Below are 14,684 nucleotides of genomic sequence, written 5' to 3' on the forward strand. Positions count from 1 at the left end.
ATCCTATGGAAAATATACAACGTGTCGATATTAATCAGATAAAAGAAAAACTAGATCAAGTTAGAACAGGAATTCAAAAACTCCTAATTGGTCAGGATAAAACAGTTGAATTATTACTAACTGCTTTAATTGCCGATGGGCATATTTTGTTAGAAGGAGTTCCTGGAATTGCCAAAACATTATCTGCCAAATTATTGGCGAAATTGGTAAATACTAATTTTACTCGTATACAGTTTACCCCCGATTTGATGCCTGCAGATTTAATTGGAACTTCAGTTTACAATGCACAAAAATCAGATTTTGAGTTTAAGAAAGGACCATTGTTCTCTAATATTGTATTGATTGATGAGATTAATAGAGCTCCGGCTAAAACACAATCGGCCTTATTTGAGGTTATGGAAGAGCGCAGCATTAGTGTTGAAGGAACAACATATAAATTAGACAAACCTTTTTTGGTGGTTGGTACTCAAAACCCTATTGAGCATGAAGGAACTTACCGTTTACCTGAAGCTCAGCTCGATCGTTTCTTATTTAAAATAGAGATGGGTTTTCCAACACTTGAAGAGGAAACCGCTATTTTAATGCGTTTTAGTAAGCAAAACTCAAATCAGCAAATGGAAAATGTTCAACCTGTTTTGAGTGCTGATGAATTAATACAGTTACGTGAGCAAGTAGATGAGATCCATGTTGAGGAGTCTTTGTTAGCTTATATTGCTGCAATTGTTAATAGTACCCGAAATAACCCCGATATATATTTGGGGGCTTCGCCACGAGCTAGTTTGGCAATTTTGCGCAGTGCTAAAGCTTTTGCTGTTATCCAAGGTCGTGATTTTGTAACTCCTGATGATATTAAAATGGTGGCCACATCCGCATTAATTCATCGTATTATTCCATCCGCTGAAAAGGAAATAGAAGGAATTAGTTCAGCCGATATTGTACAATCAATACTAAGTAAGGTTGAGGTACCTAGGTAGCCCAAAACAAATTATTCTTCAATGAAGCGAGTTTTAAATATATTTCTGAATCAACGTTTTTATACTGCTCTTTTTATATTGATCGTATTGTTTGTATTCGGGCACTTCTTTAGCCCTTTATTTGTACTCTCAAGGGTGTTGTTATTTGCATTATCAATTTTAATCATTGTTGATCTGTTTTTGATTTGGCAAGGTTCATTCTCGGCTTCTCGTACAGTGGCCGAACGCTTTTCAAATGGAGATTATAATAGCATTAAGTATGAGCTAAAAAGTGCCTATCGAATTAGAACTAGGGTTGTTTTTATTGATGAACTACCCGTGCAGTTTCAGAAGCGCAGCAGCTTAATAAATAAAGATTTTGCGCCATCCGAATCTCATAGTTTCGATTATAGTGTTAGACCGGTAAAGCGTGGTGTCTATCATTTCGGGAAATTGCATGTGTTGGTTAGTAGTAAAATTGGTTTTTTTTCAATGCGTTATAGTATTGATGCAAATAAAGATGTGGCTGTTTACCCTTCGTTTATACAGCTAAAAAAGCATGAGTTATTAGCCTTTTCTTACAATAGAAACCAACAAAACAACCAATTATACCAACGACCAGGAAATAGTCGTGAATTTGAGCAAATAAAAGAATATGTAATTGGCGATGATTACCGAAAATTAAATTGGAAAGCTACAGCTCGATTTAATAAATTGATGGTAAACGAGTATCAAGAAGAACGATCGCGACATATTTATCAGCTTATAGATATGGGGCGTACCATGAAGATGCCTTTTTCAGGAATGACTTTACTAGATTATGCTATTAACTCGAGTTTAGCATTATCAAATATAATTTTAAAAAAGCAAGATAAAACGGGGTTGTTAACCTATTCTTCAAAAGTACATTCGCTCATAAAAAGTGATAACAGGCAATTGCAACTCAATCGTATTTTAGAAACTCTTTATGCACAAGAAACCCAATTTAATGAATCAAATCTAGAACAGGTTTTTGCGGCATTAGAAAAAAATACGCAGGGTAGGAGCATGCTTATTTTCTACACTAATTTTGAGAGTAACCCAAGTCTTGAACGTCAGTTACCATTATTAAAAAAGATGGCCAAAAGACACCTCGTATTGCTAGTTACCTTTATTAATACCGAGCTAGAGGAACTTACTCATGATTCTGCCAAAAACATGGAGGATATTTACCAGAAGGCATTAGCTAATAACTATATTAATAATAAGTATGCTTTGATGGAAGAACTTACACATCATGGCATATTAAACATTAGCGTGCGCCCTGATGAGTTAACGATTTCAGTAATTAATAAATACTTAGAGGTTAAGGATAGGGGTTTGATTTAGAATAAATTTAAATTGCAATACTTCTATTTACGGGTATAGTATATTTTGTTATTAATAAATTGAAATGTTCTAGTGTTCTACTTAGAGGATTTTTTTTTAAGTGTCAGGTATGTTGTTTATTAGTGGTATTTCCTAAATTAAAAGATTAACTGTGATATAAGTATAGGATGTGTTTATTACTTGGATTATCATTTATATATATTTGATGTAATTCTATTATTAAGTGTTAAATGTATAATTTATAGTGATTTGTATGTATTGATTTTTAGTATAATTGTAAACTAATTTAAACACAATCATACATGAAAAAGACTTACCTTACCATACTAATGGTATTATGTGCTATTAGTATTTTTGCAAGCGAAACTCCTGGCGTTAGCTGTGCAAATGCTATTACAGCTACAGCCGACGATGGCAATGAGCATACATTAGGCTCCTACACTGATCAGTGGTACCGTTATACTGCCACCCGAGATTGTAAAATTTTGTTAGAGAATCTCTCTATTGATGGAAGTTCTTACTATTATATTTATTCAAACTGTCAAGGTTATTCAGATCTGGATGGTTATAATAAAGGAAAATTTCAATGTAGCAAAGATGTTACATATTATATTAAATGGAGAAATTATCGAAGTGAAAATTTTAATTGGAGTTTATCTGAAGAGGATTTGCTCGATGGGGAATTTTGTAATGTAGCAATAGCAGCAACTTCAACTGACAATAATTCTTTTACGCTTAACCAGGGAGAAGAGCAATGGTTTTCTTTTACACCAACCCAATCTGGAAAGTTAATTTTAAGTAATATAACTACAGATGGGAACTCTGATTACTTTGTATACAATACATGTAGTGATTATGGTTACTCGAATTCAGGTAACACTTCTGGTTATTTTAATGCAGAAGAAGGGAAAGAATATCTTATTAAGTGGACGAACAATAATCCTAATAGTTTTGAGTGGACGATTGAATATGATGAATTTATAGAAGGGGAAGATTGTTCAACGGCTTCATCTGTTAATTTTGATGGTAATAATAACTACACTTTTAGTAATGGTTTAACACAATGGTATAAGTATACAGCTTCAAAATTTTGCCGAATAAAATTAAACAATATAACAACAGATATATCAGCACGATATCGAGTATATACATCTTGTGGTAATAACTATTCAAATGCTTCAGGTTTTAATAATGGATCTTTCGAAGCTCAAGCTGGAGAAACTTTTTATATTAGTTGGTATGATGCTTCTGATGTATTTTCTTGGACTCTTGAAGAGGAAGATTACCTAGATGGCGAAAAATGTGACGTTGCTATAGAGGCTAGTGCAAGTGCGGATAATCAATTTAATTTTGCCCATAATACTGATCAATGGTTTAGCTACACAGCTATTCTATCAGGTAAAATAGAGATTAAGAATTTAAGTTCTACTGCCAACTCTAGTTACAGCGTTTATACTCAGTGCGGTTATTGGAGTGACATTTCTGGTGATAATGAGGGCTTTTTTAAAGCGGAAGCCGGAGTTACTTATTATGTTAAATGGAGAAATTATGATGTTAATAACTTCAATTGGAGTTTAGAAGAAACCGAATTTGTAATCGGTGAAGATTGCTCTACACCTATAACTGTTAATACTGAAGCTATAAATGTACACACTTTTGGTAAGGGCATTAAACAATGGTATATTTATAAGGCTACTAAAAATGGTATAATTGAGCTTAATAATTTAAGCTTAAATCCCAATTCAGAATACGAAGTATTTACCTCATCATGTTCTAAATGGAACAATTACTCTGGATATAACATGGGTAGTTTTGTTTGTACTGAAGGTATTACATATACTATTAGTTGGATTAATAATACTATTGAAGATTTTAGTTGGAGTATAATAGAGCGAGAATTTCAAGAAGGAGAAGACTGTTCTATACCTATTACGGCAACTATTGGTTCTGATAACGAATATAATTTATACGGCTCTCAATGGTTTAGTTATACAGCTGCAAAAGATGGTAAGATTACTTTAAATAATTTATCAGACGAGGTTGATGGCAATTTTACCGTATATACACAATGTGAAAGCAATTACATTGCCTATAATAGTAATCTTTGTGTATTTGAATCAACTCTTGGTACTACATATTTAATTAAATGTGATAATTACGGTTTAAATTCTTTCAATTGGAGTATATCAGAAGAGGATATCGAGTTAGGTGATTTTTGCTTTGACCCAATTGAGGTAGATGCAGATGTAAGCATTGAACACGATAAGGGTAAAGATATAGATCAATGGTATCAGTTTACTGCAAGCGTAACAGGTAAAGTTATCTATGAAAATTTATCTGAAGTTTCAGGTATTCGTTTTGAAGCCTTTACATCATGCGACACCTGGAATATGTATTCAACAAGTTATTCAGAAGGGTATTTCGAAGTAGAAGCTGGAATTACATATTTATTTAAGTTGATTAATAACTCAGGTGATAAATTTGAGTGGAAAATAACCAACGTAGTTACTGAGCCTGGTGATTTTTGCAATAATCCGGTTGAGGTTTATGATAATCAGGATATTGCAGTAGTTAATGAGTTCGGTAATTGGTTCTCGTACACTGCCACTCTTACTGGTAATATTAATATTCGCAAAACAATAAGTGATAATAATTATAATAATATTTCAGTATATAATGGATGTAACAATTACGTGAAAGTGGAACAAAATGAGTTGGACTTTTTTGCTATTGAGGGAGAAACTTACCTTATTAATTGGAGCAATAGTTTAGGAGCTGAATTCGATTGGGTTTTAACAGCAAATGCATATTCGGAAGCTGAACATTGCTCTACTGCAATTCTTGCAAATGAAGGTGAAGCAAATGTGCATGAAGGTGAAATTGGAGAGTATAAATGGTATTATTATATTGCTAAAACGTCTGGTACTGTTACTGTTAGTGTAAATAATGGTGGCTTAGCTGAGTTAGGTATAAAAAGTAATTGTACAAATTCTTCAAGCTTAAATAATATAAGTCAAAATAGTATTACCCAATCAGTATCTCAAGGTAATGTATACTATTTCTATATTAATAGTAAGCAAAGTGACCCATTAACATATTCTATTAATGAAGGTGATTTAATAGAAGGTACTGATTGTTCTAATGGAATTCCAGTTTCTCTTGATCAGGTTTATTCTACACCATGGAGTGGTTATTATTATTATACTTTTGAGGCAACATCAAGTGGTAAGTTAACATTCGAAACAACTAATAAATTAATAGAGGCAGAATTGTTTATAAGGAAATCATGTGTTCAAAACTTATTTCAGGGTAACACTAACACTGTCTCTTTCTATGTTGAAGAAGGCGATATAATAACCTTTAGAGTTTTTAATTATTATTCCTCTGTAATGTGGAGTTTAAGTCTTACTGACTATGAAGTAGGGGAAGATTGTACAACAGCTATTATAGCAAATTTAGATGATCAGATAACTCACAATTCTACAATTGATGAAACAGTTTACCATGAACTAACAGCTGATATAACAGGTAAGGTAGTTGTTAAATCAATAACTGAAGGTTCAGATGCCTTTGTTAGTATCAAACGAGACTGTGGTTTATATTCTTTTATAAAAAGTGGTGTTAATGAATTGTTCTTCGATGCAGAAGAGGGAACTACATACTATATATCATGGACTAATAATATAGCATCCGATTTTAATTGGACCATCACAGAAGAATCTTACAATGAGGGTGAACATTGTTCTTTTGCTGAAGAAATGCGCATCAATAATAGCTATGATTGGTTACCTGGTATCTCTGAGAAATGGTTTAAATATACCCCTGCTGAGGATATTAAATTACATGTAGCTACTTTAGATAGTGATAAAAGTGAACTTATTGGATATGATATTTATAAAGCTTGTGGTACACAAGTTTTCTTTGAAGGATACGAATCCTCAGGTTGGGATGCAATAGCTGGAGTTACCTACTATATTAAGGTATATGGTAATATTGATGAAACCATTAAATGGCAATTGTCACCAAGCGTTTCTGACGATACAGCAGGAAATACTTGTGATGAAGCTATCCCTGTAGTGATTGATACCGATATAGAATACACAAAGGAAAATTACCTAAGTCAATGGTTTATATTTGAAGCACAAGTTGATGGTGTTGCCGATATTGTAACTAGTGATAACTCATCACTAAATACTTACTGGTATTTAGATTGTAATGATAGGGTTTCGTCAGGAAGATCTATGAGGGTTAAAAAAGGACAATTGTATTATTTGGATATTGAAGCATGGAAATCTTGCACATGGCAAATTTCAGAGCGCGAATTTTATGACTATGAGATTTGTGAAGATGCTATTACTGCTCCTATTGCCGAAAGTATTCTATTCGATAATGATTTAAAAACAAGGTGGTATGAATATACTGCAACACAAACTGGTAAAACTACACTTACAGCTAACGGAAGTGTCTTAAATGCATATGTTAGTGTATCTAATAATTGTAATTTATCAAGTATAAATTCTTCTAGTAATATCATTGAATTTAGTGCAGAAGAAGGAATGACCTACTATATTGAGTGGGTGAATAATTCTGCATTTCCATTTGAATGGATTATAAATGAAGGAGGTTCTTATGATTTAGGAGAAGGCTGTTTAAATCCAATATCTGTTGAATCTGATACGGATATCAATTTTACATCAAACCTGAATAAGGATGTCTGGTATAGTTATACCGCAGCTGAAGATGGCAAAGTTACTATTAATAAGAATGATGATTTCTGGGGCTCTACTTTTAAAGTATATAATAATTGTAGCAGTAATTATATGGCTTCAGGTAGCAACTTTTCAACGTTCGTTGTAGAAAAAGGCCAAACTTATCTTATCAAGTGGTCAACAGGTTATGGCATACCTGAATTTACTTGGACTATTACAGAAAGTGAGTTGTTGGCTGGGGAGTTCTGTAACTCAGCACATACTTCTATTGAGGGTAATAATACATACAAAGGAGAAAATGCCCAATGGTTTGTTTATATACCAGAAGAAGACCAACAAATAAAAGTAAGTTCTTGCGATAAAACAGACTTAGATACCAAACTTTATGTTTTTGAATCTTGTGAGAATAGCAAGTTAATTGCTTATAATGATGATGTATGTAAACTTCAATCAGAAATAGTATTTTCTGCTTTAGCAGGAGTTGAATATTACATAGCTTGGTCAGTAAAGGGCGATGCACAATTTGAGTGGGATTTATCAGTTGTTGGGGATAATGCTGTTAAGAAAACTGATTATACAAGCTTTAGTATGTACCCTAATCCTGCGAATAGCTATATTAATATTAATTCAGTTAATATAATTAGCTATGTTCGTATCTTAAGTACACAAGGGTTGGTTGTTCAAGAAAATTCAAACCCTACTTCTCAACTCAAGTTAAACTTAAATAAGGGGATTTATATTGTAGAGGTGTATTTTGAGAATGGCTCAACAGCTACGCAAAAGTTGATAATCCAATAGTATTATTTCTCTATAAAGTGAAATAACGTTATTCTAACACATAACCCATGTTTAAGGAAGCTATTCATTACTTGTGGGTTTTGTGTTTTTATACCTAAGTTTAGTTTTAAGATGCCGTTAAAGTAATAAAACTATAACTATAAATTAGTAAATAGCCAGTGGGTAATTAAATTTATCCACTGGCTATTTCTATTTACCCAGTGGCTATTTTAAAATAGCCACTGGGTATTTTTAACTTCGTGCTTATGTTTAGATTGATTTATCATTATAAAATAACTGAAACCTTTAATTGTATTACATTTGAATTAAGGGCATAAAAAAATCCGATACCAAATGGCATCGGATTTTTTATATAATATATCAGATTATTTAATCTTTCGATTTCATGCTTCTTTTATCACCAGCGTGTGAAGCTATGCTTCCATCTAAAATACCATTGTACGTACTTTTATCACCAAGCACTTCAATAGCTTTAGCTAATTCTTTATCGTCTTTAAGGGTATACTTAATGGCTCCTTTTTGATAGTAGTAGCGTTTGATAATTTCAGAAGCTAAGAACTCTTCAATTTCGTCTCTAAACAACATCATATCCTCTTTTACATTCAGAGTAAGTAAGGATTCAAGCTCTTCAAATTCTTCTTTGTTTTTATCGTAATACTTTTCTTTTTTGGCAACATCAACTAGCTTTTTTAAAGATTCTTGTGTTGCTGATTTATAAGAAAAATCTTCTTTGGCTTCAACAAAGCTTACAAACTCATTGTAAACATCATCACTTATTTCAAATTGATTTGGAGCTGCAATTTCTTTGTTTTTAAGAACAAATTCAGTTGCATAATCAAACATCATAGATTGAGCTACCAAGGCAAAAGTGATGTTCTTGAATTTATCTGTTTCAACCATAATATCTGGTGATACACCGCCACCATCGTATACAGAACGGCCACCTGAGGTTTTAAATTCAGTAATTAGTGAATCTGGCACTAAACCAACACTTCCATCATCATTTCTGTGTGTATAATCTACTGCCTGAATACATCTTCCACTTGGGATATAATATTTGGCTGTAGTAACCTTTAATTTGGCGTTATATGATAAGTTGCGTGTACTTTGTACTAATCCCTTGCCAAATGAACGTTGGCCTATTAAAACAGCTCTATCGAAGTCTTGCAAACTACCAGATACAATTTCGGAAGCAGAAGCAGAACCACGACTGATTAACACTGCTAATGGCATTACCGTATCTAAAGGTGTTGAAGTTGCTTTATAAACTTTATCCCATTGTTTTACCTTACCTCTTGTTGAAACTACTTCGTTTCCTTTTTCAATAAATAGGTTAACTATTTTAACAGCATCATCTAATAAACCACCTGGGTTTCCGCGTAAGTCAAGTACAATGCTCTCGGCACCTTGGTTTTCTTTTAAGTCTTTGAAAGCTTTTGCTACCTCAGCAGAACAATTTTGAGTAAAATTATTTAGCATGATGATACCCGTTTTATCATTCACCATTCCGTAATAAGGCACTGGGTTAATGGATATCTTCTGACGAGTTAAATCAATGGTTAGGGCTTTCTCTTCACCCGGTCTATCAATTTTTAATTTTAGAGGTGTATTTACAGGCCCTTTTAATAAGTCACTTACTTCGCTTGATTTTTTACCAACAACATCAACATCGTTAATTTCAAGTAATTTATCACCTGCTTTTAATCCAGCCAATTGTGCAGGGAAACCTTCATATGGCTCAGCAATAATAATATATTCATCGCTTTTTGAGATGAGAGATCCAATACCTCCATATTCACCAGTAGTCATGAAATTGAAATCTTCCATGTCGTCTTCCGGAATATAGGTAGTATAAGGGTCAAGCGACTCTAACATGTTGTCTATTCCAGTTTTAATAAGATCCTCAGGATCTGTTTCGTCAACATAATAACTGTTTAACTCTCTAAATAAAGTATAGAAAATATCAAGATTCTTAACTATTGAGAAATTGCGTTGATCATCGTTAATAAAGCCAGCTAAGCCTCCTGATAAAAGCACAACGATAAGCGAGATACCTATCCATTTAGCACGACCTTGTTTTTTTAATTTGCTCATTTATAATGATTTTTTGGTAAATGATAAATTTAAATATTGTGGATTATTTTTTGTGTAGGCCACATTCTTTGGTATCCGGGTTTTCCCAATACCATCGACCAGCTCTAACATCTTCACCTTCCATGATGGCTCTTGTACATGGTTGGCAACCAATGCTTGGGAAACCTTTTTTATGTAATGGGTTAACCGGAATTCCTTTTTCATCAATATAATCCCAAACATCTTGTTCGCTCCAAAATGCAAGCGGATTAATTTTTACGATGTTGTTATTTTCATCCCATTCAATTAATTGGATTTCAGATCGCGTAACAGACTGATCTGCACGTAAACCACATATCCAAGCATCTAATCCTTTAAAAGCTCTTTTTAAAGGCTCTATTTTACGAGTATTACAGCATTGCTTTCTATTTTCAATACTATCGAAAAATAGATTAATTCCCTTTTCTTTCACCATCGCTTCAACGGCAGTAGGCTGTGGAAAGTATACTTGTATGTTGGTTTTATATTTTTTTGATGTGCGGTCAATTAAGTCGTAAGTCTCAGGAAATAAACGTCCGGTATCTAATGTGAAAATACTAGCATCTGATTTAATAGATGTTACCATTTGTGTAAGAACTTGGTCTTCTGCACCAAGACTTGAAGATAGGGCTATTTTATCTTCATACTTATCTAAAAAAAAAGTGATTAGTTCAATTGGGCTTGCATCTTTAAATTGCTGATTTAGTGCGTTTATTTGTTCTTTGGTCATCGTTAATTATTATATGCTTTATAGTAAATAAGCGGTTTTTGATGTTTAATTATTAACATCACAAACCGCATTAAGTTTTGTTTCTATCTTTGGTAGCCTATTTATTGCCGAAACATACGCCCATGTTGCGAGCCTTCTCAATAAGGGAGTGGTCGGGGCTTAGTAATTGAGTTTTCCCTCCAACTTCTTCAAGTGGGATAGAGGTTATGTTTCCTTTATCAAGGCAAACCATTGTACCAAAATTACCTTCGTATATTAATTTGGCAGCATGAGCGCCATATCGTGTTGCTAAAATTCTATCAGCAGGAGATGGGCTTCCACCTCGTTGAATGTATCCTAATATTGTTTCCCTGGTTTCAAGACCAGTTAATTCTTGTATTTGCTTGGCCACATATCGGGCTGCACTTTTTTTGCCTGGGCGTTCGATGCCTTCGCCAACAACTACAATTGAATAGGCCTTGCCTTTTTCAGCTCTATCTTTGAGTGTATTGGCTACTACATTCATATCATAATCTAATTCAGGTAAAAGGATAATATCGCCACCGGCAGCCATACCTGAGTATAGAGCAATCCAACCAGCATTATGTCCCATTACTTCAATTACCATTACTCGTTTGTGCGAGTTTGCTGTGGTATGAAGTCTATCAATGGCATCTGTTGCTATATTTACAGCAGAATCAAATCCAAATGTAACATCAGTTCCCCAAACATCATTATCAATTGTTTTTGGTAGCCCAACAATATTCAAACCTTCTTTAGAAAGTAGATTTGCAGTTTTTTGGGTTCCATTTCCGCCAATGCATACAAGGGCATCTAAACCAAGTTTTTCGTAGTTTTCCTTTATTACTTCAGGTTTATTCTCAACAGTATCTCCTTCCTGAGGTTTAAATGGTTTCATTCTTGAAGTTCCAAGGATGGTACCACCCAGTGTTAATATCCCAGAGAGGTGATCTTCTGTAAGAGGTTGTGTATTCATGTCAATAAGGCCACTGAAGCCATTTGATATGCCAATTACTTCCATTCCGTATTGTACAATTGCAGTTTTACCAACGCCACGGATGGCGGCATTAATACCAGGGCAATCGCCGCCAGCAGAAAGAATGCCAATCTTTAATTTTTTATTTGCCATGATTCTAGAAATAATCTGTGAAATGGTAAATTTAATTGAAAAATACTGTTTTATAAAGCTACTCGAACTTTTTTAATCGTCAATTAACTCAACTTTAACCAAATATTTTAGACATTATGCTTGGATTAGGGCCAAAAAAAGGCTGTGAGTTAAACACAGCCTTTCTATATTTTAAGTGATGCTTTATTAGATAATTAATAGTGCATCTCCGTAAGTTCCAAAACGATACTTCTCTTTAACTGCAACAGCATAGGCATTCATTAAATGATCGTAACCTGCAAATGCAGCTCCCATCATCATTAGAGTAGACAAAGGTAGGTGCAGGTTAGTAACCATGCAGTTTGCAACACGAAATTCATATGGAGGGAAAATAAATTTGTTAGTCCAACCTTCAAAAGGTTTAACATGACCAAATGTTGAAACCGAAGTTTCAATTGTGCGCATTACCGTAGTTCCTACAGCACAAATTTTTCTTCGTTGGTCTTTTCCTTTATTAATAATATCACACGCTTCATCAGTAATAAAAATTTGCTCTGAATCCATCTTGTGCTTTGTTAAATCTTCAACGTCAACAGAACGGAAATTACCTAAGCCAGCATGTAATGTAACTTCTGAGAAGTTTACCCCTATAATTTCAAGGCGTTTCATTAACTCACGGCTAAAGTGCATACCTGCAGTTGGGGCAGCCACAGCTCCTTCGTGTTTGGCATAAATGGTTTGGTAACGCTCTCTATCCTCAGGCTCAACCTCACGGTCGATAGACTTAGGAAGTGGAGTTTCTCCTAAAGCAAAAAGTGACTTCTTAAATTCGTCATACGGACCATCGTATAAAAAGCGAAGCGTTCTTCCTCTTGAAGTTGTGTTATCAATAACCTCGGCTACCATCTCATCGTTTTCGCCAAAGTATAGCTTATTACCAATACGAATTTTACGAGCAGGATCTACCAAAACATCCCAAAGTTTCTGGTCTCTATTTAATTCACGAAGTAAAAACACCTCAATCTCAGCACCTGTTTTTTCTTTATTACCGTATAAGCGGGCAGGAAAAACTTTTGTGTTGTTGAAGATCATTACATCTTGATCGTCGAAATAATCAACAATATCTTTAAAGATTTTGTGCTCTATTTCTCCAGTTTTTCTATCTAACACTAGCATGCGAGATTCATCGCGATTATAGGTAGGATGAGATGCAATTAATTCCTCAGGAAGGTCGTATTTAAACTTCGATAACTTCATTTGCTTTCTTTAGTTTTACTCCACTTAATAATAGTAAGTGGCAGTATATTATGTGATTAATACTAAATTATTCGATATTATTCTGCAGTGATTTGCAGGTCGGTTATACGTAAGGTTTTTGAATAAGTTACAAATTAATTTAATTTTTTTTCAAATTCCTCTAAACTAAGAGTATTTTCTACAGAATATTTACCAATTCTGGTTCTGCGTAAGGTAGTTAGGTGTGATCCGCTTTTTAAAGCATAACCAATATCTCTAGCCAACCCTCTTATGTACGTACCTTTGCTGCAAACAATTCTTAAAACAAGTTCATCATTTTTAAAATCAACAACTTCGATCTCTTTTATAACAAGCTTTTTAGGTTTTAGTTCAGGCGTTTTTCCTTCGCGAGCTAACTCATAGGCTCTTTTACCTTTTACTTTTACCGCAGAAAAAGCAGGAGGAATTTGATCTAATTCTCCTACAAAGTTTAAAAGTTCTTTATCTATTAGAGCTCTATCGATATGTTCTGTTGGAAAAGTCTTATCAATTTCAGTTTCTAAATCAAACGATGGAGTAGTGGCGCCCAATTTAAGAGTAGCCACATATTCTTTTTCCTTGGCTTGGTAACTGTCAATAGTTTTAGTGGCTTTACCAGTACAAATGATTAGTAAACCTGTTGCTAAAGGGTCAAGCGTTCCGGCATGACCAACTTTGAGCTTTTTAACGCCAAGGTAACTGCATATTCTTTTTCTAACCTTATTAACCATATCAAATGAAGTCCATTCATATGGTTTATCAAAAAGAAGGAGAGCACCTTCCTTAAAGTCGTATTCTGATTCTGTATTCACAAATATAAATTTATAGAGCAAATGTTATTGCTATAGCACCAACAATAGCACAATAGATTGCAAAGTAAATTAGTTTACCTTTTTTTACTAGGTTAATCATTGCAGTACAGGCAAGTAAACCTGCTGTAAAAGCAGCAATAAAACCTATTAGAAGAGGAAGGGCACCAATAGAAGATTCTGCTGAGAAATCGGTTTTAAGTATGCTTAATACATTTTCTCCTAAAATTGGTACAAGTACCATTAAAAATGAAAACTTAGCTACTGATTCTCTTTTATTCCCAAGTAATAATCCTGTTGCAATGGTTGATCCCGACCTCGAAATACCAGGAAGTACTGCAACAGTTTGAGCAATACCAATTATAAAAGCATCTTTAAATGAAATCTCTTTTTGCTTCGATTTTGCATAAAAGGTAAATGCTAATAGGGTTGCTGTGATTAATAACATGCAACCTACTAAAAGTAAGATATTACCAGAGTTAAAAATTTCTTCAACATAGTCTTTGAAAAAGACACCAACTATGCCGATTGGAATCATACTTACCGCAATTTTTGCAATGTATTGGGTGTCCTCGTTCCATTTAAAAGAAAATAGACCCATAAGTAGTTGAAGTATCTCTTTACGAAATACTACAATTGTACTCAATACAGTTGCTCCATGAACTATAACAGTAAAGGTTAGGTTATCAGTGGCTTCTACGCCTAGTAGTTGTTTGCCAATTTCGAGGTGACCACTGCTACTTACGGGCAGGAATTCTGTAAGTCCTTGAATAATTCCAAGAATTAATGCTTCAATCCAAGTCATTTAATAAGTGTAATTAG

Annotated in this window: 9 protein-coding genes; 3 read left to right on the top strand and 6 right to left on the bottom strand. The window is 33.9% G+C overall.

Going from position 1 to position 14,684, the window contains the following annotated elements:
- Positions 1 to 5 precede the first annotated feature (5 nt).
- The 3 genes from QMO11_RS04755 (at position 6) to QMO11_RS04765 (ending at position 7,828) form a co-directional block, all read left to right on the top strand.
- Complete coding sequence (locus tag QMO11_RS04755; protein WP_282036256.1) at positions 6 to 974, top strand: AAA family ATPase; 969 nt, start codon at positions 6 to 8, stop codon at positions 972 to 974.
- A gap of 21 nt (positions 975 to 995) precedes the next feature.
- Positions 996 to 2,321 carry a DUF58 domain-containing protein gene (locus QMO11_RS04760; RefSeq protein WP_282036257.1) on the top strand — a complete coding sequence of 442 codons (1,326 nt, stop codon included), beginning with the start codon at positions 996 to 998 and terminating at the stop codon, positions 2,319 to 2,321.
- Positions 2,322 to 2,623: 302 nt separating this feature from the next.
- Positions 2,624 to 7,828 (top strand): T9SS type A sorting domain-containing protein, encoded by a 5,205-nt coding sequence (locus QMO11_RS04765; protein ID WP_282036258.1) that lies wholly within the window; start codon positions 2,624 to 2,626, stop codon positions 7,826 to 7,828.
- Between the two features lie 369 nt (positions 7,829 to 8,197).
- Here QMO11_RS04765 and QMO11_RS04770 read toward each other — a convergent pair whose 3' ends face one another.
- The 6 genes from QMO11_RS04770 to QMO11_RS04795 form a co-directional block, all read right to left on the bottom strand.
- On the bottom strand, positions 8,198 to 9,922 hold the full coding sequence (locus QMO11_RS04770; RefSeq protein WP_282036259.1) for a S41 family peptidase: 1,725 nt from the start codon (positions 9,920 to 9,922) through the stop codon (positions 8,198 to 8,200).
- 43 nt (positions 9,923 to 9,965) lie between these two features.
- A complete protein-coding gene (locus QMO11_RS04775) occupies positions 9,966 to 10,670 on the bottom strand; it encodes a phosphoadenylyl-sulfate reductase (RefSeq protein WP_282036260.1) in 705 nt (234 codons plus the stop codon).
- 97 nt (positions 10,671 to 10,767) lie between these two features.
- Complete coding sequence (locus QMO11_RS04780; RefSeq protein ID WP_075603869.1) at positions 10,768 to 11,799, bottom strand: ATP-dependent 6-phosphofructokinase; 1,032 nt, start codon at positions 11,797 to 11,799, stop codon at positions 10,768 to 10,770.
- 186 nt (positions 11,800 to 11,985) lie between these two features.
- Positions 11,986 to 13,035 (bottom strand): tRNA preQ1(34) S-adenosylmethionine ribosyltransferase-isomerase QueA, encoded by a 1,050-nt coding sequence (gene queA, locus QMO11_RS04785; RefSeq protein ID WP_075603870.1) that lies wholly within the window; start codon positions 13,033 to 13,035, stop codon positions 11,986 to 11,988.
- 134 nt (positions 13,036 to 13,169) lie between these two features.
- A complete protein-coding gene (gene truB, locus QMO11_RS04790) occupies positions 13,170 to 13,865 on the bottom strand; it encodes a tRNA pseudouridine(55) synthase TruB (protein ID WP_282036261.1) in 696 nt (231 codons plus the stop codon).
- 10 nt (positions 13,866 to 13,875) lie between these two features.
- Complete coding sequence (locus tag QMO11_RS04795; protein ID WP_075603872.1) at positions 13,876 to 14,667, bottom strand: undecaprenyl-diphosphate phosphatase; 792 nt, start codon at positions 14,665 to 14,667, stop codon at positions 13,876 to 13,878.
- Between the last annotated feature and the right edge of the window lie 17 nt (positions 14,668 to 14,684).

Source organism: Saccharicrinis aurantiacus (genome assembly GCF_947489045.1).
Taxonomy (GTDB): domain Bacteria; phylum Bacteroidota; class Bacteroidia; order Bacteroidales; family Marinilabiliaceae; genus Saccharicrinis; species Saccharicrinis aurantiacus.

Bases quoted from the DNA above. Each gene is read 5' to 3' on its own strand.
- QMO11_RS04755 (WP_282036256.1), top strand. From the start codon at position 6: ATGGAAAATATACAACGTGTCGATATTAATCAGATAAAAGAAAAACTA.
- QMO11_RS04760 (WP_282036257.1), top strand. From the start codon at position 996: ATGAAGCGAGTTTTAAATATATTTCTGAATCAACGTTTTTATACTGCT.
- QMO11_RS04765 (WP_282036258.1), top strand. From the start codon at position 2,624: ATGAAAAAGACTTACCTTACCATACTAATGGTATTATGTGCTATTAGT.
- QMO11_RS04770 (WP_282036259.1), bottom strand. From the start codon at position 9,922: ATGAGCAAATTAAAAAAACAAGGTCGTGCTAAATGGATAGGTATCTCG.
- QMO11_RS04775 (WP_282036260.1), bottom strand. From the start codon at position 10,670: ATGACCAAAGAACAAATAAACGCACTAAATCAGCAATTTAAAGATGCA.
- QMO11_RS04780 (WP_075603869.1), bottom strand. From the start codon at position 11,799: ATGGCAAATAAAAAATTAAAGATTGGCATTCTTTCTGCTGGCGGCGAT.
- queA (WP_075603870.1), bottom strand. From the start codon at position 13,035: ATGAAGTTATCGAAGTTTAAATACGACCTTCCTGAGGAATTAATTGCA.
- QMO11_RS04795 (WP_075603872.1), bottom strand. From the start codon at position 14,667: ATGACTTGGATTGAAGCATTAATTCTTGGAATTATTCAAGGACTTACA.